The 18,506-nt window shown below is 68.3% G+C and carries 21 protein-coding genes and 1 tRNA gene; 15 read left to right on the plus strand and 7 right to left on the minus strand.

Annotated features, from left to right (window positions below; translation table 11 throughout):
• The first annotated feature begins 72 nt into the window (after nt 1–72).
• A tRNA-Val gene (locus ACZZ93_RS01035) sits at nt 73–145 on the plus strand.
• A gap of 221 nt (nt 146–366) precedes the next feature.
• A complete protein-coding gene (locus ACZZ93_RS01040) occupies nt 367–771 on the plus strand; it encodes a hypothetical protein (RefSeq protein ID WP_295103555.1) in 405 nt (134 codons plus the stop codon).
• Between the two features lie 54 nt (nt 772–825).
• Here the strand turns inward: ACZZ93_RS01040 and ACZZ93_RS01045 are convergent, their stop codons facing one another.
• Nucleotides 826–1,662 (minus strand): alpha/beta fold hydrolase, encoded by an 837-nt coding sequence (locus ACZZ93_RS01045; RefSeq protein ID WP_072591362.1) that lies wholly within the window; start codon nt 1,660–1,662, stop codon nt 826–828.
• A 330-nt stretch (nt 1,663–1,992) separates the two neighbouring features.
• On the opposite strand from ACZZ93_RS01045, the gene ACZZ93_RS01050 reads away from it, so the two are divergent.
• The 3 genes from ACZZ93_RS01050 to ACZZ93_RS01060 all read left to right on the plus strand — a co-directional run bounded on the left by ACZZ93_RS01050 (nt 1,993) and on the right by ACZZ93_RS01060 (nt 5,464).
• Nucleotides 1,993–2,946 carry an MFS transporter gene (locus ACZZ93_RS01050; protein WP_463510299.1) on the plus strand — a complete coding sequence of 318 codons (954 nt, stop codon included), beginning with the start codon at nt 1,993–1,995 and terminating at the stop codon, nt 2,944–2,946.
• The gene (locus ACZZ93_RS01055; protein ID WP_463510300.1) at nt 2,928–3,110 is read left to right on the plus strand and encodes a hypothetical protein; all 183 of its coding nucleotides are present in this window, start codon (nt 2,928–2,930) and stop codon (nt 3,108–3,110) included. Before ACZZ93_RS01050 ends, ACZZ93_RS01055 begins: the two co-directional genes overlap by 19 nt.
• 62 nt (nt 3,111–3,172) lie before the next feature.
• Entirely contained in the window at nt 3,173–5,464 is a 2,292-nt protein-coding gene (locus tag ACZZ93_RS01060) for a helix-turn-helix domain-containing protein (protein WP_463510301.1), read from the plus strand.
• Between the two features lie 21 nt (nt 5,465–5,485).
• On the opposite strand, the gene ACZZ93_RS01065 is transcribed toward ACZZ93_RS01060, so the two are convergent.
• A complete protein-coding gene (locus ACZZ93_RS01065; RefSeq protein ID WP_463510302.1) occupies nt 5,486–6,556 on the minus strand; it encodes a PucR family transcriptional regulator in 1,071 nt (356 codons plus the stop codon).
• 233 nt (nt 6,557–6,789) lie between these two features.
• Here ACZZ93_RS01065 and ACZZ93_RS01070 point away from each other — a divergent pair, with 233 nt between their 5' ends.
• Genes ACZZ93_RS01070 through ACZZ93_RS01080 form a run of 3 tightly spaced genes read left to right on the plus strand, consistent with a single transcriptional unit; the run spans nt 6,790 to nt 10,436 of the window.
• On the plus strand, nt 6,790–7,512 hold the full coding sequence (locus tag ACZZ93_RS01070) for an alpha/beta fold hydrolase (protein ID WP_463510303.1): 723 nt from the start codon (nt 6,790–6,792) through the stop codon (nt 7,510–7,512).
• A complete protein-coding gene (locus ACZZ93_RS01075) occupies nt 7,505–9,178 on the plus strand; it encodes an MFS transporter (protein WP_463510304.1) in 1,674 nt (557 codons plus the stop codon). Before ACZZ93_RS01070 ends, ACZZ93_RS01075 begins: the two co-directional genes overlap by 8 nt.
• On the plus strand, nt 9,168–10,436 hold the full coding sequence (locus tag ACZZ93_RS01080; protein WP_463510305.1) for a cupin domain-containing protein: 1,269 nt from the start codon (nt 9,168–9,170) through the stop codon (nt 10,434–10,436). Before ACZZ93_RS01075 ends, ACZZ93_RS01080 begins: the two co-directional genes overlap by 11 nt.
• Here the strand turns inward: ACZZ93_RS01080 and ACZZ93_RS01085 are convergent.
• Both ACZZ93_RS01085 and ACZZ93_RS01090 read right to left on the minus strand, forming a co-directional pair.
• Entirely contained in the window at nt 10,399–11,652 is a 1,254-nt protein-coding gene (locus ACZZ93_RS01085; protein ID WP_463510306.1) for an NAD(P)/FAD-dependent oxidoreductase, read from the minus strand. The genes ACZZ93_RS01080 and ACZZ93_RS01085 overlap by 38 nt on opposite strands.
• Entirely contained in the window at nt 11,649–11,951 is a 303-nt protein-coding gene (locus tag ACZZ93_RS01090) for a UBP-type zinc finger domain-containing protein (RefSeq protein WP_463508103.1), read from the minus strand. Before ACZZ93_RS01090 ends, ACZZ93_RS01085 begins: the two co-directional genes overlap by 4 nt.
• Before the next feature lie 227 nt (nt 11,952–12,178).
• Between ACZZ93_RS01090 and ACZZ93_RS01095 the strand changes: the two genes are divergently transcribed.
• Complete coding sequence (locus ACZZ93_RS01095) at nt 12,179–13,126, plus strand: Dyp-type peroxidase (RefSeq protein WP_463511714.1); 948 nt, start codon at nt 12,179–12,181, stop codon at nt 13,124–13,126.
• Between the two features lie 61 nt (nt 13,127–13,187).
• Complete coding sequence (locus ACZZ93_RS01100) at nt 13,188–13,532, plus strand: DUF7882 family protein (RefSeq protein ID WP_463510307.1); 345 nt, start codon at nt 13,188–13,190, stop codon at nt 13,530–13,532.
• Between the two features lie 9 nt (nt 13,533–13,541).
• Here the strand turns inward: ACZZ93_RS01100 and ACZZ93_RS01105 are convergent, their stop codons facing one another.
• Nucleotides 13,542–14,270, minus strand: coding sequence for a GAF and ANTAR domain-containing protein (locus tag ACZZ93_RS01105; protein WP_463510308.1), 729 nt, complete (start codon nt 14,268–14,270; stop codon nt 13,542–13,544).
• A gap of 13 nt (nt 14,271–14,283) precedes the next feature.
• On the minus strand, nt 14,284–14,619 hold the full coding sequence (locus ACZZ93_RS01110; RefSeq protein ID WP_463510309.1) for a DUF7882 family protein: 336 nt from the start codon (nt 14,617–14,619) through the stop codon (nt 14,284–14,286).
• A gap of 261 nt (nt 14,620–14,880) precedes the next feature.
• Here ACZZ93_RS01110 and ACZZ93_RS01115 point away from each other — a divergent pair, with 261 nt between their 5' ends.
• From ACZZ93_RS01115 to ACZZ93_RS01130, 4 genes are all read left to right on the plus strand, one after another.
• Nucleotides 14,881–15,666: a hypothetical protein gene (locus tag ACZZ93_RS01115; protein ID WP_463510310.1), complete on the plus strand. Its 786-nt coding sequence runs from the start codon at nt 14,881–14,883 to the stop codon at nt 15,664–15,666.
• Nucleotides 15,644–16,057, plus strand: a complete 414-nt coding sequence (locus tag ACZZ93_RS01120; RefSeq protein WP_463510311.1) for a phage holin family protein — start codon at nt 15,644–15,646, stop codon at nt 16,055–16,057. The genes ACZZ93_RS01115 and ACZZ93_RS01120 overlap by 23 nt, the downstream gene beginning before the upstream one ends.
• Nucleotides 16,054–16,617: a DUF3618 domain-containing protein gene (locus ACZZ93_RS01125; RefSeq protein ID WP_320488465.1), complete on the plus strand. Its 564-nt coding sequence runs from the start codon at nt 16,054–16,056 to the stop codon at nt 16,615–16,617. Before ACZZ93_RS01120 ends, ACZZ93_RS01125 begins: the two co-directional genes overlap by 4 nt.
• Before the next feature lie 64 nt (nt 16,618–16,681).
• On the plus strand, nt 16,682–17,773 hold the full coding sequence (locus ACZZ93_RS01130) for a YihY/virulence factor BrkB family protein (RefSeq protein ID WP_431738229.1): 1,092 nt from the start codon (nt 16,682–16,684) through the stop codon (nt 17,771–17,773).
• A gap of 4 nt (nt 17,774–17,777) precedes the next feature.
• Here the strand turns inward: ACZZ93_RS01130 and ACZZ93_RS01135 are convergent, their stop codons facing one another.
• Complete coding sequence (locus ACZZ93_RS01135) at nt 17,778–17,984, minus strand: hypothetical protein (protein WP_072591351.1); 207 nt, start codon at nt 17,982–17,984, stop codon at nt 17,778–17,780.
• A 102-nt stretch (nt 17,985–18,086) separates the two neighbouring features.
• Between ACZZ93_RS01135 and ACZZ93_RS01140 the strand changes: the two genes are divergently transcribed.
• On the plus strand, nt 18,087–18,461 hold the full coding sequence (locus ACZZ93_RS01140) for a thiol-disulfide oxidoreductase DCC family protein (protein ID WP_072591350.1): 375 nt from the start codon (nt 18,087–18,089) through the stop codon (nt 18,459–18,461).
• Nucleotides 18,462–18,506: the final 45 nt, after the last annotated feature.

An 18,506-nucleotide genomic window follows, 5' to 3' on the forward strand; every position in this document is an offset into this window, starting at 1 on the left:
GTGCCGCCCTCAGCCTATCCCTCTTCCACGACATCAGCGCGCATCGGGTCATCTGTAGACTGGGACGCACCAGGGCCTTTAGCTCAGCTGGTAGAGCGCCACGTTTACACCGTGGATGTCGTCGGTTCGATCCCGGCAGGGCCCACCGCATCGATCACCTCTGCAGGCGGACGATCCTCCACCCCGTGTCTCCGACGGGGCGCAGAACTCTACTCCGCAGCGTCGACAATGGCCAGGGCCGGCTGATTTCTTCCTGCGGCGTCGCGCCGCTCGTAGAGTTCTCCGTGGACTCTGAGCGGCTTGCGGACGTCGAGGCGATGCCGGGAAGGAGGCCACGTGGACATCTGTCGAGAGTGTCGATTCGTCGTGGCCAATCCGGTGGGCCGACTCACCGTCTCGCGTGTGGGACTGCTCTCCGACGCCCGGTTCCCCGGCCGGAGCATTCTGAGCCTCCGCGATCACTACGACGACATCGCCGACGCGCCGGCGGAGATCGCCGAGCTCTTCCTGGTCGACATCCAGTTCGCCTCTCGCATCATCCGCCGAGCGACCGGAGCCGATCGGGTCGACGTCGTGCTCTCCGGAGCTGCAGGGCCGCATGTGCATGCGCACCTCGTCCCGCGCCGCCGAGACCGCGACCCTCGTCCTGACCACGGCCCCGACGAGGACCCGAGGGCGTGCCGGCCGCTCGAGCCGCTTCCTGAAGCGATGGCCGTCGGACTGCTCGCCGCGGCCTTCGACGTGGCCGGGGCCGGTCTCGCCGGGACATAGCGATGGCGCACCCGGACTCTCGGTCCGGATGCGCCATCGTGTGCCGCGTGGGCGCTACTGCTGGATGAAGGCGAGGATGTCGGGGTTGATCACATCGGCGTGCGTCGTCAGCATGCCGTGGGGGAACCCGGGGTAGATCTTCAGGGTCGAGTCGCTCAGGAGCTCCGCCTGCTTCAGAGCGGCATCCTTGTACGGCACGACCTGGTCGTCGTCGCCCTGGATCACGAGGACCGGAACGGTGATCGCGGTGAGGTCTTCGGTCTGGTCCGTCTCGGAGAAGGCCTTGATCCCCTCGTAGTGAGCGAGGGCGCTGCCCGTCATGCCCTGTCGCCACCAGTTGTCGACCACGGGCTGCGACAGCGTGACACCATCACGGTTGAAGCCGTAGAAGGGCCCGGAGGCGACAGCCTGGAAGAACTCGGCGCGATTCGCGGCGAGTGCCTCGCGGAAGCCGTCGAAGACCGAGATCGGGGTGCCCTCGGGGTTGCTGTCGGTCTGCACCATCAGCGGCGGCACCGACGAGACGAGCACCGCCTTGGCGACGCGGCCCTGCGGCTGTCCGTACTGCGCGACGTAGCGCGCGACCTGGCCGCCGCCCGTCGAGTGCCCGATGTGGATGGCGTTGCGGAGGTCGAGGTGCTCGACGACGGCCGAGGCATCGCTGGCGTAGTGGTCCATGTCATGGCCGGTGCCGATCTGCGACGACCTTCCGTGGCCCCGGCGGTCGCTCGCGATGACGCGGTAGCCCTTGTCGAGGAAGAACAGCATCTGCGCGTCCCAGTCGTCGGACGAGAGCGGCCAGCCGTGGTGGAACATGATGGGCTGCGCGTCGGGGCTGCCCCAGTCCTTGTAGTAGATCTCTGCGCCATCATCCGTGGTCACGAACGCCATGATCAGCCTCCAGGTTTCCGCCGTCCCGAGAGAGATCCCGGACGACTGTCGAACGCCCCACGTCAGCTTCGTGGGAGCGCGACCACGCTAACCCGTCCGTCCTCACGGCGCGCTCGACATCTGTCCAGAATCCGTCCCCGCCGTTTTCGACATCTGTCCGGTGCGGCATCGAGGCCGCATCGATAGCGTCTCGACCATGTCGAACTCCCGGATCTCGCACGGGGCGGGATTCTGGGTGGTCGCGTCCGCCTTCCTGCTCGTGATGGCGTACGCGACCGTGCCGACCCTCTGTACCCGCTGTACCAGGAGGTCGACGGGTTCCCGGTCTCGGTGATCACCCTGATCTTCGCGGCCTTCGCCGTCGGCGTCGTGCTCAGCCTCTTCCTGCTCGGGCATGTCAGCGACTGGATGGGGCGACGGCGGATGCTGGTGATCGCGATCCTCATCGCGGCTCTCAGCGCCGTCCTGTTCCTCGCATGGCACGAGGTGCCGGGACTGCTCGCCGCGAGGCTGGTGAACGGCGCGAGCGTCGGCATACTCACCGCCACCGCCACCGCGCATCTGGGTGAGCTGCGGGCCCAGGCGCGCCCCAGCGAGAACGCGATCGTGGCCGCATCCGTGGCGGGTGCCGCCAATCTCGGCGGACTGGCGCTCGGACCGCTGATCGGCGGTCTGTTCGCCGAGTTCCTGCCCGCGCCGCTGGTGCTGCCGCACGCGGTCTTCCTCGGGGTGCTCATCGCGGCCGCGATCGCGGTGTCCGGTGTCCCGGAGACGGTGACACCACCCGGCGAGCCGAGACGGTACAGGCCGCAACGAATAGCCGCACCGCCGCGATCGAGGGCGGCATTCATCGCCGCGGGCTTCGGAGCATTCGCCGGATTCGCCCTGTTCGGCCTGTTCACCTCTCTCGCGCCCACCATCCTCATCAGCACGTTCGGCGAGCATGACCACCTTCTCGCCGGGATCACCGCGTGCTCGGTGTTCGCTGCCGCGGCAACCGGCCAGGTGGCTCTCGCTCGGGTGCCGCTGCGCATCCAGCTGACGGTCGCGGCTGTCTGCTGCGCATGCGGGCTCGTCGCCGTCGCCGCAGGAACGCTGGTGCCGTCGCTCGCGGTGTTCCTCATCGGAGGCGTCGTCGCAGGCGTCGGCGTCGGGCTGCTGTTCAAGTCTTCGGTCGCGACGGCCGCGGGCCTCGCCGAGCCGGGACGACGGGGGAGACGCTCGCGCTGGTCTTCCTCATCGCCTACTGCGGCCTCGCGCTTCCGGTGCTCGCGATCGGAGTGATCCTCACGTTCGCATCGCAGACCACGGTGCTCCTCGTCTTCATCTCGATCGTGTCGGTCGCGACCGTCTCGGCGGCGGTCGTCATGCGTCGCGCGCTCGTCGGCCAGGAGCCCGGCGCGAGGGCCGGACGTGCAGTGTCCGGTCCCGACGAAACCGCCCCGTAACCGGCGCGCCATCATCCCGCCGACGAGACCTGCCAAGCTGAGATCAGCGAAAGGCGGACGTCGTGACACAACCCTCACCCTTCGGGCTGATGCTGCGCTCGTTGCGCGTGGGCCAGAACCTGACTCTCGAAGCGCTCGCGTCTCGATCCGGGGTGAGCGTGCGCACGATCGGCGACCTCGAACGCGGAGCGAGCGCCTCGCCGCAACGGCGCACCGTCGATGCGCTCGCCGACGGACTCGGACTCGATGTGGCCGATCAGCATGCGTTCCTCCGCGCTGCGCGTGCCCGGCCCCGTGCCGCCGTCGCGACAGAGCCCGCGGGGGCCATCGCCCCGCACCGGGTGTTCGACTTCTCGGGCCGGCAGGCCGAGATCGATGAAGCACTTCGCATCCTGCACGGCCCTCAGCCCGCAGATCGGCAGCGACCGGCGCTGGTCATCAGCGGCGCGCCGGGAATCGGCAAGACGACCGGCGCCGTCGAGATCCTGTCGCGTGGAGGAGAGGCCGACCGCCGTCCGCTGGTCTTCGTGGGGCTGGACGGCTTCAGCTCGTCTCCGCTGACACCGCTCCAGGTGGTCACCGCCATGCTGCGTCAGCTCCCCGGAGCGGAGCAGAAGCCGCCTGCTGATCTGGCGACGGCGCGGACGCAATGGCAGGCAGCGGTCGCGGAGGCTCCCGTCCAGGTGCTGCTCGACAACGTCGCGAACGAGGCGCAGATCCGTCCGATCCTGTCGATCTGCGCGGGGGATGTCGTGGTCGTGACGTCGCGCCGCAGTCTCGCAGGCCTCGAAGGGGTGCGGCGCCTGCGGCTGGGGCCCCTGCAGCGGGACGAGAGCATCGCGTTCCTCGGTCGTCTCATCCCGCATGACGATGCCTCCGATCTGGATGCGCTGAGTGAGATCGCGGCCCTGTGCGACGACGTGCCCCTCGCGCTTCGAGTGGTCGGCAACCGCATCGCCAGTCGCCCCTCATGGACGGCCGCCGATCTCCTGAGCCGCCTGCGCACGTCGGAGGACAGGCTGCGCATGCTCGTCGCCGGTGACCTGGCCGTGGAAGCGGCCATCTCTCTCTCCTACGAGGAGCTGGACCCGCGCACTGCCGCGCTGTTCCGGTGGATCTCGCTCATCGACGGTCGCACCTTCGGGGCCCATCTCGCCGCGGCTGCCGTGCGATCGTCAGATGTGGCCGAGGTGGAGCGACGGCTGGACGACCTCACGGACCTGGGAATGCTCGAGGCGCGCGGTGGCGACCGCTACCGTCTGCACGACCTGATGCGTCTCTTCGGGCTGGGCAAGCTGCGCGATGCTGTCGGATCCGACGAGATCGCGCGGCGGCACGCCCATATCCGCGCGTGGCTGCTGGGGAGTCTGGAGCGCGCCGGCGCCTGGTACGAACCGGGAAGGGATGCGAGCGCAGTCTCACGCAACGGCCGCAGCTTCATCGATGCCGAGGCCGCCGCGGTGTGGATCCGCGAGGAGGTCGAGCACTGGTGGCCGGCGTATGCGGAGGCAGCGGAGCTCGGCGAGGACGCGATGGTCTGCGACGTCGCGGATGCGCTGCACTGGTACTCCGACATCTGGATCACGTGGGGACACTGGCATCGATTCTTCTCTCTCGCGGCTGCGGCGGCGAAGAGGCTGGGCGACCCGAGAGCAGAAGCCGCGCAGCTGGGGTACGTCGCGTGGGCGGAGATCGTCGAGGTCGGTGACCGGGCGCACGCGGTGCTCACCGGGCATGCCGCGCTGGAGGCGGCCACCCGCGCGGGTGATGCCGCGCAGCAGGGCTGGGCGCACTACTACATCGGGTGGGCGAGCTGGACGCTGGATCGTCTCGTCGAGGCCGACGAGGCGGCCGCGGCCGCCATGGTCGCCTTTCGCGCGGCTCAGGAGACGACAGGGGCGGAGAACGCGCAGGTGCTCTCGTCGATGGTCAAGGCCCGACGCGGCAAGTACCTCGAGTCGATCCCTGAGACGGAGGCGACGCTCGCGCGCGTCCGATCCGCCGAGACCACGGACAGTCTGACCAGCATCGTCACGCAGTTCGCGGCGTGCCTCGACCTTGTCGACGCCTATGTCGCCGTCGGACGACACGAGGACGCGGTCCGAGTCGGCGCGCTGGGCATCGAGATCGCACGATCGCTCAAGGACGACACCCGTGTGCTGCTGATGATGCGCCGACACATCCGTGCGCTGATCCACGCGGGCGACGGCGAGGCTGCGATCGCCGAGGCGGATGAGGCTCTGGCCATGCTGGGGCCGGGGAGCAGCGAGGCGTTCATCTTCGACAGAGTGCGCCGGGAGGTGTCGCTCATCGGCACGTCTCGCGCACCCGGTTCAGAGGGCGATGCAGCGTGATCGTCCGGCGGGGTCCCGCGGTCACAGGCGGCCGGTCGACTCCCAGAGCCTGATGAGCTTCAACGACAGATGGAGAGTGCTGCGCGCGACGCCGTCGTCGAGCGCCTCTCTGACCACCTCGGGCAGACGCTCGAGCCGGTAGTAGAGCGTCGTGCGATGGACGAACAGGATGCGGCACGCCGCGACGACGTTCGCCCCCACGTCGAGATACGTCTCGACGGTCACCCGCTGGCTGTCGTCTCGTTGGGAGTAGAGCGCATGCGCGGCGGGCGAGATGATCCGGAGTGCTGCCGGATCGGCTGACGCCGAGGCGAGCAGCCGCCACCCGCCGAGAGCGCTCGAGTCGACCGAGGGGTGGAACTGCGGGAGGGCGGCCGCGAGAGAGGCGGCGATGACGGCCTCGTCGGCGGCGCTGCGCAGGTCCGACGCGCCCTGCGCAGGGGAGGCGGTGCCGATTCCGAGAATGCGGATGCCGCGTCTCGCCGCCTCGTCGAGGAGGAGGTCGGTGAGGCCGCTGTCGGACGGCTGTCCCACGAGCAGGACGACACCGCGCTCCAGCCCGATGAAATGAGCCGGCACGGGCCGGAGGTGCGTCAGGTGACGTCCGAAGGCGATGCGGTCGACATCGCTCACCGTCGCATCGATGAGGACGGCTCGAGCGACCGTGCCGGGGCCCGGCCGGAGCCACCGCTGCTGGACGGCGTGCGCGAAGGCGCCGCGACGCACGGACTCGTCGGCGTGCAGCAGATCGACCAGGATCGACTCTCGATCGACACGCGACGAACCAGGGGCCCTGCGCAGGGCGATACGGGTGAGGGCGACGGCCGCATCGATCGCCTCGAACTCGCTCGCCGTGAGCTGCGGCCCATCTCCGAGGTCGATCTCGATGACGGCGACCGGGACACCGTCGTCATGCACCGGAACGGAGAGGAGCGAGGCGGATGCCTGAGGTGATGCGGACAGCCCGCCGTCGGACGCCGCCGGACCGAACTCGTGCACGACCACTCGGCGGTGCAGGGATGCTGCGAGTTGGAGGGCGATCTCCGGCAGCGCCGTCGAGGCTGCGGGGGTCGTCGTATCGCTGATCGTCATGGGTCGCTCCTGTGCGGGGGATGGGCTCACCGTGTCGCTCTGCGTCGATGGACGCGGACGTCACATCCACCGAACTCGAGTACGCCCCATAGAAGCGTCTTCCGAGCGGCCGCACCAGGCGGAAAGCAGGCAGAAGTGAGGAACGACCGTCTTCGACTCCTGTCGCATGGTCGTGAGTCTGACGGTTCATAGATTCGTATTCAGCGGACGAAGGGACACGAGGTGACGCGATGATGAGCAGCAGCACGGTCGTCCTCGTGCACGGAGCCTTCCTCGACGCATCCGGTTGGTGGCCGGTCGTGCTCCGCCTGCTCGACGGCGGACACCGGGTGCTCGCTCCTCCGGTGACCGGCCGCAGCTTCCGCGGCGACTGCGACTACATCCGCACGATCGTCGAGCACGTCGACGGAGAGGTGCTGCTCGTCGGACACGGGTATGGCGCGGCCGTCATCACGGTCGTCGCCGAGGCGGCGAACGTCTCAGGGCTGCTCTTCATCGCGGGCTATGCGCTGGAACGGGGCGAGAGCATCGCCGAGATGCGAGACCTCTTCGCGCCGGCAGAGGCATCCGCGCATCTCGTGGCCACCGTGTTCCCGGGTGAAGACGGCGCACGGCGAACGGAGCTGACCGTCGCACCCGACCAGTTCGCGCGCCTTCTCGCGCAGGGCCTTCCCGCCGACGAATCGGGAGTCCTCGCGGTCTCACAGCGCCCGATCTCCGACTCCGTGTTCGCCGAGCGGGCGTCCGGCGCGGGCTGGAGCGTGACGCCGAGCTGGGGCGTCGTGGCGACTCACGACCGTCTCATCAGCCCGCACCTCCAGCGCTTCGGATATCGGCGAGCGGGATGTCGAGCGGTGAGGGAGCTGGACGCACCGCACCTGGTCACGCAGACGCACGCCGCGGAGATCGTGCGGTTCATCGACAGCATCCTCGACGAGATCGAGACCCGTGGCTGAGCAGCAGGGGAATGCTGTCGACCCCCGCCCCGGTTGGACGGCGGGGTTCGCGCCGCTCGCTGTGCCGATCTTCCGCCTGGTGTGGCTGGCATCGATCGTCAGCAACATCGGCAGCTGGATGCAGACCGTCGGCGCTCAATGGCTCCTGGTGCAGGACGACAGCTCGCCGCTGCTCGTCGCGCTCGTGCAGACGGCATCGGCAGCGCCCGTGCTCCTGTTCGCGATCCCGGCCGGCGTCATCGGCGAGTTCCTCAACCGTCGGCGCGTCCTTCTCTGGTCGCAGACGGTCCAACTCGCCGTCGTGCTGGGTCTCACGTATCTGACCGCGGTCGGCCAGACGACCACGACCATCCTGCTGGCGTCGACGTTCGTGCTGGGGACGGTCTCGGCCATCCAGCTGCCGGCGTTCCAGGCACTCGTGCCGGACATCGTGCCGCCGAAGCTCCTGATCGATGCGGCGAGCCTCTCCTCGATCGGCGTGAACATCGCCCGCGCGGTGGGACCGGCGATCGCCGGCCTCGTGGTCGCCCAGTTCGGCGTCGCGGCGGTCTTCCTGCTCAATGCGCTCTCCTTCCTGGTGTTCCTGGGCGTGCTGCTCTTCTGGAAGACCTACAGTCCGCCGGTGGCTCGGCCCGAGCCCTTCGTCGATGCGACGCGGGCCGGCATCCGCTACATCCGCCACTCGCGGATCGTCCGCCGCATCCTGCTGCGGCTCGCCGTCTTCCTGATACCGGCGAACGCGCTCTGGGCGCTGCTGCCGACCATCGCCAAGAACTCGCTCGGGTTCTCTGCGAGTGGCTACGGCCTTCTGCTGGCAGCGCTGGGAGCAGGATCGATCGTCGGTGCGTTCGTGCTTCCGTGGGCGCGGCGCGTCGCAGCGGTCAACGGTGTGGTGCTGACCTCGTCCGTGGTCTTCGGGGCGGGACTCGTGGTCCTCGTGACCTCGCCGACCCTGTGGATCACCTTTCCGGCGCTCGTGGCGACCGGTCTCGCCTGGATCGGGGTGATCGCGACCATCAACGGCACGGTGCAGGCGTTCCTGCCCGTCTGGGTGCGTACGCGCGGCCTGTCGTTCTACCAGCTCGTCCTCTTCGGCTGCACGGCCGCCGGGTCTGCGGGCGCGGGCGTGCTCGCGTCCGTGTGGGATCCCGGGCTCGTGGTCATCGGGGCCGGGATCCTTTGCGGCCTGGGCGGACTCTCCCTGCTCGTGTGGCCCATGCCGGCGACGAGCGGCATCGGCCGCGGCATCGTGGAGGTGCCGGGGGTCGAGGACGGGCCCCGCCCGGACGGTGCTGACGACGCGCCCGTTCTGGTGGTCATCCGGTATCGCATTCCGGTCGAGCGGAGACAGGAGTTCCTCGACACGATGACCGGCGTGCAGCAGACCCGTCTGCGGACGGGGGCGCGGGGGTGGCAGGTGTACGTCGACGCCGACGACCCGGGGTCGGTCATCGAGGCGTACTCCGTCGGCTCGTGGCGCGAGCACGTGAGTCAACACGAAGGTCGCACCACCGAGTTCGACGCCCAGCAGATCGCCCGTGCGCGCGCGATGAGCACCCAGGAGCTCGAGGTGACGCACCTGCTCGCCATCCCCCTGCCTCACCACCGCGGCGTCGAGAAGCGCCGCACCCGCGACAAGAGACGGAGCATCCCGCATGGAACGTGACGACAACCCCACCACTCACCCCGAGATCCCGTCGCTGGGCGACCCCGATCTGCCGCAGGAGGGGGAGGTGAACATCGCCGACCGCCCGCAGAGCAACACGATGACCGGTCCGCAGAACGAGGTCATCGAGTCGCAGTTCCCGAACCAGATGCACGCGCCGGCGACGGACATCAGCACGCAGCCGTTCTTCTGGTCCTCGTTCAACATCTCACCCCGCCGGGTGCAGCGCGGCGGCTGGGCGCGGGAGCTCACGAAGCAGGACTTCCACATCTCCGACGAGATCGCCGGGGTCAACATGTACCTCGAGCCGGGCGGCATCCGCGAACTGCACTGGCACCAGACCGCCGAATGGGCGGTCATGACCCGCGGCAAGGCGCGCGTGACGACTCTCAGCAGATCGGGTCTGCCCGCGGTGGAGGATGTCGAAGAGGGCGACCTGTGGTTCTTCCCGGCGGGCACCCCGCACTCCCTGCAGGGTCTCGGGCCCGACGGGGCGGAGTTCGTGCTGGCGTTCGATGACGGCGACCAGTCCGAGTCGAACACACTGCTGCTGACCGACTGGTTCGCACACACCCCGCCCGAGGTCCTCGCGAAGAACTTCGGCGTCGCGCAGTCGGTCTTCTCCGACATCCCGCTGCACAACCTCTGGATCTTCCCCGGCGAAGAGCCACCCGCGCTCGACATCGACCAGGCCGCCGCGGGCGTGGAATGGGGCATGGAACCGGTCATCTTCCGACTGTCGCGTTCGAAGCCGCTGTATGAGAACTCCGGCGGATCCATCCAGATCGCCGACTCGACGAACTACGCCTACTCCAGCACCGTCGCTGCAGCCCTCGTGACGGTCGAGCCGGGGTCGATGCGCGAGCTGCACTGGCACCCGAACGCCGACGAATGGCAGTACTACCTGCGCGGCTCCGCCCGCATGACCGTGTTCAACACCGGCCCCCATGCGAACACGACCGACTTCCGCGCCGGTGACGTGGGCGTGGTCAGGAAGAATCTCGGCCATTACATCGAGAACACCGGTGACGACGTGCTGCAGTTCCTCGAGGTGTTCCGCACCGACAAGTACGAGGAGATCTCGCTCGCGAACTGGCTCTCCCACGTGCCCCCGCAGCTCGTCTCCGCACACCTGAACATCGACCCCGCGGTGCTGGCCATGTTCCCCGCGGAGCACAGGGCATCACACCACTGCGCTGATCGGCGCCCTCCGAGCGCGATCAGCGTTGAGCGCCTTCGGCGAGGTATCGGTGGATGAGGGTGACGGCCATCGCGCCCTCGCCGACGGCGGATGCGACGCGCTTGACGGAGTTCGCACGGACGTCGCCGGCCGCGAAGATCCCGGGCACGGATGTCTCGAGGTAGTAGGGCGAGCGATCCAGCGGCCACTTCTGCAGGTCGTCGGAGGAGAGGTCCACGCCGGTGAGTAGGAACCCGCGACTGTCGAGCTGCACATCCGTCGTCGCCGCCCACTCGGTGTTGGGAGCCCCGCCGATGCAGACGAACAGGTGGGTCGCGGGCACGCGTGTGGTCCTGCCCGCCTGGTCGAGGGTGATCTCCCGCAGATGCTCGTCTCCATCGACCGCGACGACGCGGGAGTGGACGAGGATGGTGACGTTGCTCTGCGCGGCGAGCCGGTCGAGCAGATAGGCCGACATGGTCGACGAGAGCGAGGGGCCGCGGACGACGACAGTGACGTGCGCCGCGTGGGCCGCGAGGTTCATGGCCGCCTGTCCTGCGGAGTTGGCGCCGCCGACGACGTACACGTGCTGACCGATGCAGGCGGAGGCTTCGCTGGTGCCCGCGCCGTAGTAGATGCCGGCACCGCGGAAGCCCTGCTCGCCGTCGAGGCCGAGTCTGCGCCATTGCACGCCGGTGGCGCAGAGCGCCGCGCGTGCATGGATCTCCGACCCGTCGGCGAGCCGAGCCCGCACGTCGTGGTCCCTGAACGTGCGGGCGATGCCGTACCTCATGACGATGAGTTCGGCGCCGAAGGAGAGCGCCTGCCGGCGGGCGCGCTCGGCGAGCTCCGCCCCGGAGATCCCCCCGGGGAAACCGAGGTAGTTCTCGATGAGGCTGCTGAAACCGGCCTGCCCGCCGAGGGCGTCGCGCTCTACGACGGCGACGCTGAGACCCTCGGATGCCGCGTAGACGGCGGCCGAGAGTCCGGCGGGTCCTGCTCCGTAGATGATGAGGTCGTACGTCGACTGCGCCGGAGGCTTCACCCAGCCGAGAGCCGCAGCGACCTGCTCGGGATTCGGGTCCTCCAACACGGCGCCTTCGGGAAGGACGACCAGCGGTAGCCGCCTGCCGGTCAGGTCGATTCCTGCCGCCGCGGCGGCACCCCGGGGAACCATGATCGGCAGGAACGGAACCTCGCTGCGGGTCAGATAGTCGCGCAACGCGAAAGCCTGCGGCCCGTCGGCGTCGGCGATGAGACGCAGGGGCGACCGCTGGTCGGGTGCCTCGGTCACGCGTCGCCTGCGAGCTGCTCCTGCCAGTCCGCAGGCACGCGCTCAGCCGGGCCGGGGGTGGTCTGCGACCGCGGATGGCTGTGCGGGGGAGCGAGGACGGGACCGTCGAAGGCTGTCTCGGTGCCGAAGTCCCAGAACCAGTCCTCACCGGGCTCGAAGCTCTGGATCACTCGATGGCCGCTCGTGTGCGCGTGCTTCGTCGCATGCTTGTGCAAGGAGTCGTCGCAGCATCCGATGTGCCCGCAGTAGGCGCACCGGCGCAGATGCAGCCACCACGAGCCGATCGCCTCGCAGTCCAGACACCCCGGGCCGGAGGGGGAACGTCCGCCCGGATGAAGTCGCTGACGTCGCTCATGGGTGCATCTCCTGTCGTCGGTATGCCGTCGGGGTCATGATGTCGGGATTCCGTGTCGTACTCAAGGGTGCCCGCGGGAGTCCTCATGTTCCTTCGACACCCGTCGAAGCCGTGCTCGTCGACATCCTCTAGGTTCGGGGAGGTGAGCACCTCTCCTCCCGCCGGGTCCCGATCGAATCGCAGAAGGTCGATGCGCCGCTGACGTCCAGCGCGACGTTCCTCGTGTTGCAGATCGCTGACGGAGCGGATGCCGCGTCGACCGCGCGCGACGCGATCGCCGGTATCGACGACCTCGTGAAGAACGTCGGATTCCGTGATCTCGACGCGATGCTGTCGTGCACGGTCGGCATCGGAGCCGCGGCGTGGCCGCGCCTCACCGCGCGCCGGGTTCCGGCCGAGCTGCACCCCTTCGCACCGGTCGTCGGCCCGGTGCACACCGCGCCGGGCACGCCCGGGGATCTCCTCTTCCATATCCGTGCGAACCGCCAGGATCTCGTGTTCGAGTTCGAGCGCCAGTTGCTCGACGTGCTGGGCGACGCCGTGACCGTGGTCGACGAGACCTCGGGATTCCGGTATTTCGACGTGCGCGACCTGCTCGGCTTCGTCGACGGGACCGCGAACCCGGTGGGGAACGCCGTCGCCGAGTCGACGCTGGTGGGCGCAGAGGACGGTGATCACGTCGGGGGCAGCTACGTCGTCGTCCAGCGATATCTGCACGACCTCGGTCAGTGGCAGGCGCTGACGACCGAGCAGCAGGAGGCCGTGATCGGCCGCAAGAAGGCCGACAATGTCGAGCTCGACGATGCGGCCGTCGGGCAGAAGTCCCACAAGACCCTCGCCACGATCGTGGTCGACGGTGTCGAGCACGACATCCTTCGTGACAACATGCCTTTCGGCAGCCCGGGCTCGTCGTCCTTCGGCACCTACTTCATCGGATACTCGCGCTACCTGTGGGTCATCGAGAAGATGCTCGAGAACATGTTCATCGGTGACCCGCCCGGCGCCTACGACCGACTCCTGGACTTCTCCCGCGCCACGACCGGCAGCACCTTCTTCGCGCCGTCCGCGGACTTCCTCAGCGGGCTCGCCGACGAGCCGATGCCCGTGCAGCGCATCTGACGGCAGACGAGCGGACAAGAGTCACCTCCCATCTCGCGCCGCACGCGCGTAGCGTTGATTCATGGGAAGACTCTTCTACGGAGCCGCTCAGCCGCCGATCCTCATCGAGGACCGAGCGTTGGCTCACCTCAAGATCGTCGTCACGACGAAGCTGCGCCGCAACGAGAGCTTCACCCTGTCGTGGATCCACAAGGACGGCGAGGCCCCCGGTCGATCGACCATCTGGCTGCATCCGTCGATCCCGCTGCGCTTCGTGTTCGACGAGACGGAGGCGCCGACGCTGAACCGTCGGTGGATCGAGGAGCTCTCTCAGACGCTCAGCAGCACGGGCGGCGTCTGTCTGACTGCGGAGATCATCGATCCCACCGACGGCGCAGAGTCGGAAGGCGCAGGCGGAGGGCGGTGACCGAGTCGCTCACAGGGTGAGGCGGCGGTCGACGATCTGCTGCGCGACATCGTGCAGGCGCGCACCGACAGAACGCGCGCGTCGTCGAAGGATGGTGAAGGCATCGTCGATGGAGACGCTGCGCTGAAACGACAGCGCGCCCTTCGCCTGCTCGATCACGATCCTGCTGTCGAGCGCGTGCTGAAGCTGCGCGGTGCGGTCGGCGTGCGCGCGGAGCGTGCGATGCTGCACCAGACCGATCGTGGCGAACTCGCCGAGTGCCTGAGCGACGGCCGCATCCTGGTCGGTGAGCACACCGACCCGATCGAAGAACAGGTTCAGCGCACCGAGGTGCTGATCGCGAAGCGAGAGCGGCACCGCGTAGCCAGCGCGAAGGCCGCGTCGCACCGCGAGAGGAGCGAACTCGGGCCAGCGATCGGCGCTCGCCCGCAGATCGGGTGTCTCCACCACGCGCCCGGACCGGAAGCTGTCGAGGCAGGGGCCCTGCTCGATGCCGAGCTCTGCCTCCTCCACATCGCTCGCGCGCTCACTCGTCGAGCCCAGCACGTGGAGTTGTCCTCCGGCGTCGGCCAGGACGATGCCGGCGTCGACCGCAGGGGTGAAGTGCGTCGCGGCCTCGACGAGAAGGTCCACGGTGTCGATGACGTCATAGTCCGGATCCAGAGCGTCAGCCAGGCGGCGGAAGACAGCGGTCAGGTCGTTCGGCGAGTGCGGGTCGCGGATCACATCGAACGGCATTCGGATGCGATCCTCAACTCACGCCCACGGCATGGCCCTGCTCTGCGCTCACGTTCTCGGGTTCGTGAACCAGATACAGTCCGGACGGCGCATTCGCGGTGAACGCGAGCGCGTCGATCCAGTGCCGATTGAGCTCGGGGACTTTGCCGCCGGTGTACTTGAAGACGAGGTTGCAGCCGGGGTGCATCCAGACCGAGCTCCGACCTCCGCCGATGCTGGCGTCCTCCCTCCAGGTGAAGAGGAACGGCTCGCCGCGGCGCAGCTTCGTCGTCATCACGATCTGCAGATGATGGAGCGCGCGGTCGTCGATCTCCATCTTCTGATTTCCCTCGTACACGAACTTGCCCATGATGGGACGTCCCTTCGTAGATCTCCTTCTGTGCCCAGACCTACAGGGGTGGGGTGCCCCCCGCAAGGCCCTTGCAGACCGATCGAGAGTGTTCCTGCGCCGTTCGCAGGCGTCTCGGTCGGACGCCTTTACACCCGAGACCTCGATTTCGGCAAGGGTGCTGGAACGGCTTTCTCACCCCGTTAGACCAGTGCTCACCAATCCAGCGGATCGGTCGACGAAGTCGTTCGATCCGAGACGACCCCGCACGAAGGAGCACTGATGTCGGACACTTATGGCACGACGAGCCTGAGCGGCTCGGACGCGCATCACGAGCAGGATTCAGGGAAGGCGGAGGCTGCCAAGAACGAGGCGGCCGGTCTTGCCGACACGGCCGGCGCTCAGGCGAAGGACGTGATGGGCACCGCCAAGGCAGAGGCGGCGAGCGTCGTCGGCGAGGCCAAGACGCAGGCGAAGGACCTGTACGCGCAGACCACCCGTGAGCTGAAGGAGCAGGCGCACACGCAGCAGCAGCGCCTCGCCGGTGGGCTTCGGTCGGTCAGCGACGAACTCGGTTCGATGGCTGCGAACTCGGAGGGCAGCGGTGTCGCGAGCGATCTGGTGCAGCAGGTCGCCGGACGGCTGTCGGGCGCGGCGAGCTGGCTCGGGGACCGGGATCCGGCCTCCGTGCTCACGGAGGTGAAGCGGTATGCGAGACGCAAGCCCGGAACCTTCATCCTCGGGGCGGCGATCGTCGGCGTCGCCGTCGGCAGGCTCACCCGAGCGCTGGCATCGAACGCCTCGGCAGATGACACGCATACATCTCCACGGCCGGTGACGCCGCCCCGTGAGGTCCACCCGGACCCGGCCGTACCGGTGCCGGTCGGCTCTCCCGCGGGCGGTGCCGCCGACAGCGGCGGGGCGACGGCTGCAGACCTCGCAGGCGCTCCGACACGCACGGAGACAGAAGGTCTCACACCTCCGACCCGTCGCGGCGGCGCACAGACCGCCTGGACCGGATCGGGCGCACTCGGGGAGGGTGGCGATGAGCGACCCCACACCCTCTGAGACGAAGGCCGCGTCGAGCTCGCTCGGCGATCTGCTGGGTGAGGTCTCGCGAGACCTGTCGACGTTGATGCGTCAGGAGCTCGCACTCGCTCGCGCGGAGCTGCGGGAGACCGCGACGAAGTCCGCGAAGGGCGCGGGCATCATGGGTGCCGCCGGCTATGCGGCGCTGATGGCGGTGTTCTTCCTGTCCGTCGCACTGTGGTGGGCGCTGGGCTCGCTCATGGGGCGCGGCTGGTCGGGCGTCGTCGTGGCCGTGATCTGGGCGATTGTCGCGCTGATCCTGTTCGTGGTCGGCCGAAGCCAGCTGAAGCAGGTCCAGGGCATGCCGCAGACCGTCGACACGGTCAAGGAGATTCCAGAAGCACTGAAGAGAAATGAGGAGAACCGATGAGTGATTCACCCGATGAGATCCGCGCGAACATCGAGCGGACGCGACAGGAGCTGGGGTCGGATGTCGACGCGCTCGCCGACAAGGTGACGCCGTCGAAGATCGTGGACCGGCAGATGGGGAAAGTGCGCGGTGCCTTCACCTCGGTGCGCGAGCGCGTCATGGGGTCGGCGGACGATGCGGGATCCACGCTCTCGGACGCCGGTGACCGCGTGACCGAGGTCAAGGACCGCGCCATCGCGAAAGCCGAGGGCAATCCGCTCGCGGTCGGCCTGATGGCCTTCGGGGCGGGGCTGCTGATCGCATCGCTCGTTCCGGCGTCGTCGAAGGAGCAGCAGCTCGCGAAGACGGTCAAGGACCAGGCCCAGCCGCTCCTCGATGAGGTCACGGACGTGGCCAAGGAGGTCGGCGAGCATCTGAAGGAACCGGCACAGGCGTCGGTCGAGTCCGTGAGGGAAACGGCGCAGGAATCCGTGGCTGTCGTGAAGGACGAAGCGCAGACCGCGGCCGGTGAAGTGACCGATCAGGCGCAGCAGGCGCGCGAGAACATCGCGGGCAGCTGACCGCCATCGACCAGACGGACCCGTCGCACGCGGGTAGGCGACGGGTCCGTCCGTCATGAGAGGAATGAAGATGTCGCAGCCGCACACGGAGGCCCGAGACGGGAATGTCGATCCCGAGGCCTCGAGCAAGCCGGACTCCCCGGACGATCTCCACGGACGATCATGGAAGTACGTGGCGAAGAAGGCCTTCCGTGAGTTCTCGTCCGACCAGTGCACCGATATAGCTGCCGCGCTGACGTACTACGCGGTGCTGTCTATCTTTCCCGGTCTGATAGCGATCTTCTCCCTCCTCGGCGTCGTCGGTCAGGGACAGGCCGCCGGGGAAGCGGTGATCGGCATCGTCGAGCAGGTCGCCCCGGGCGACACGGCGGACGCTCTTCGGGGCCCGATCGAACAGGTCGCGGACTCGCCGGCCGCCGGGTTCGCGCTGATCAGCGGCATCCTGCTCGCCGTCTGGTCGGCGTCCGGGTACGTCGGTGCCTTCAGTCGAGCGATGAACCGCATCTACGAGATCGACGAGGGGCGACCGTTCTGGAAGCTCAAGCCTGCACAGCTGCTCGTGACGGTGATCACCATCGTGCTGTTCGTCATCGCGGCGATCATCCTGGTGGTGTCGGGGCCGGTCACACGAGCCATCGGCGACTCACTCGGACTCGGCACCGTGCCTCAGGCCATCTGGTCGATCGCGAAGTGGCCTCTGTTGGGGTTCATCGTCGTCCTCGCCGTCGCGATCCTCTACTACGCCACGCCCAACGCGAAGCAGCCGCGCTTCCGGTGGATCAGTCTCGGAGCGCTTCTCGCGATCATCGTGCTGGCTGTCGCCACGGCGGGCTTCGCCTTCTATGTGGCGAACTTCTCGAACTACGACCGCACTTACGGCTCCCTCGCGGGCATCGTGGTGTTCCTGCTGTGGCTGTGGATCGCCAACCTGGCGCTTCTCGTCGGAGCGGAGTTCGACGCCGAACTCGAGCGAGGTCGCCAACTGCAGGCGGGCATCGCCGCAGAGCGGGAGATCCGCCTTCCTCCGAGGGACACACGCAAGAGCGACAAGGCCGCAGAGAAGGAGCGGCAGGACATCGACGAGGCCCGCCGCATCCGCGAGCATGCCGATGCAGAATCGGGGCACCGCGAATCCGACGGGTCCGACCGTCGATGACCGATCAGCGTGCGGTCGGCGGAAGCTTGTCCACGCCGTGCCGGTTCGGCTTGTCGGGCTCCGCGGCGGTATCGGGAGACACGTGCGCGGGTCCGGTCGGCCCCGCTTCGGACGTCGGATAGTGCGGCTCGTCGATCTCGACGGCCTTGTCTCGCTCGTCGAGAGGAGGCAGATGGTCGAGCGGTTGCTTGATGTCGTCTGGGTGGCTCATGCCTACAGGCTCCGCCACCGGTGACGTGGGCGAACAGGGGCTTGTCATCGAAAGGATGATGTGGTGGGCGACTGCTCTCCGGTGAGGCGTAGGGTCGATCCCATGCACGCCCGGCCACTTCTCGTCTATGACGGCGATTGCGCGTTCTGCACCACGTGGGTGCAACGACTCGAACGCTGGCTCGGCAGGTTTCCCGAGGCTCAGCCGTGGCAATGGCTCGACCTCGATGAAATCGGACTGAGTTCCGCGGATGTCACCCGCTACGCGTGGCTGCTGGTCGGCGCGCGTCGGATGCGCGGACATGCTGCCTTCGCAGGATTGCTCCGCATGCAGCGATCCCGGCAGCTGCGCTTCGCCGGCGTGCTCCTCGTCACGCCCCCGTTCTCCTGGGTCGCTGCGCTGGGCTATTCGCTGATCGCGCGCTTCCGACACCGTCTTCCCGGCGGCACGGCCGCCTGTGCGCTTCCGCGGGCCTGAGACAGCACCCGACGATCCTCCGGTTGTCAACGCCCCTTCACCCGG

This window comes from Microbacterium sp. AC026 (assembly GCF_979258475.1).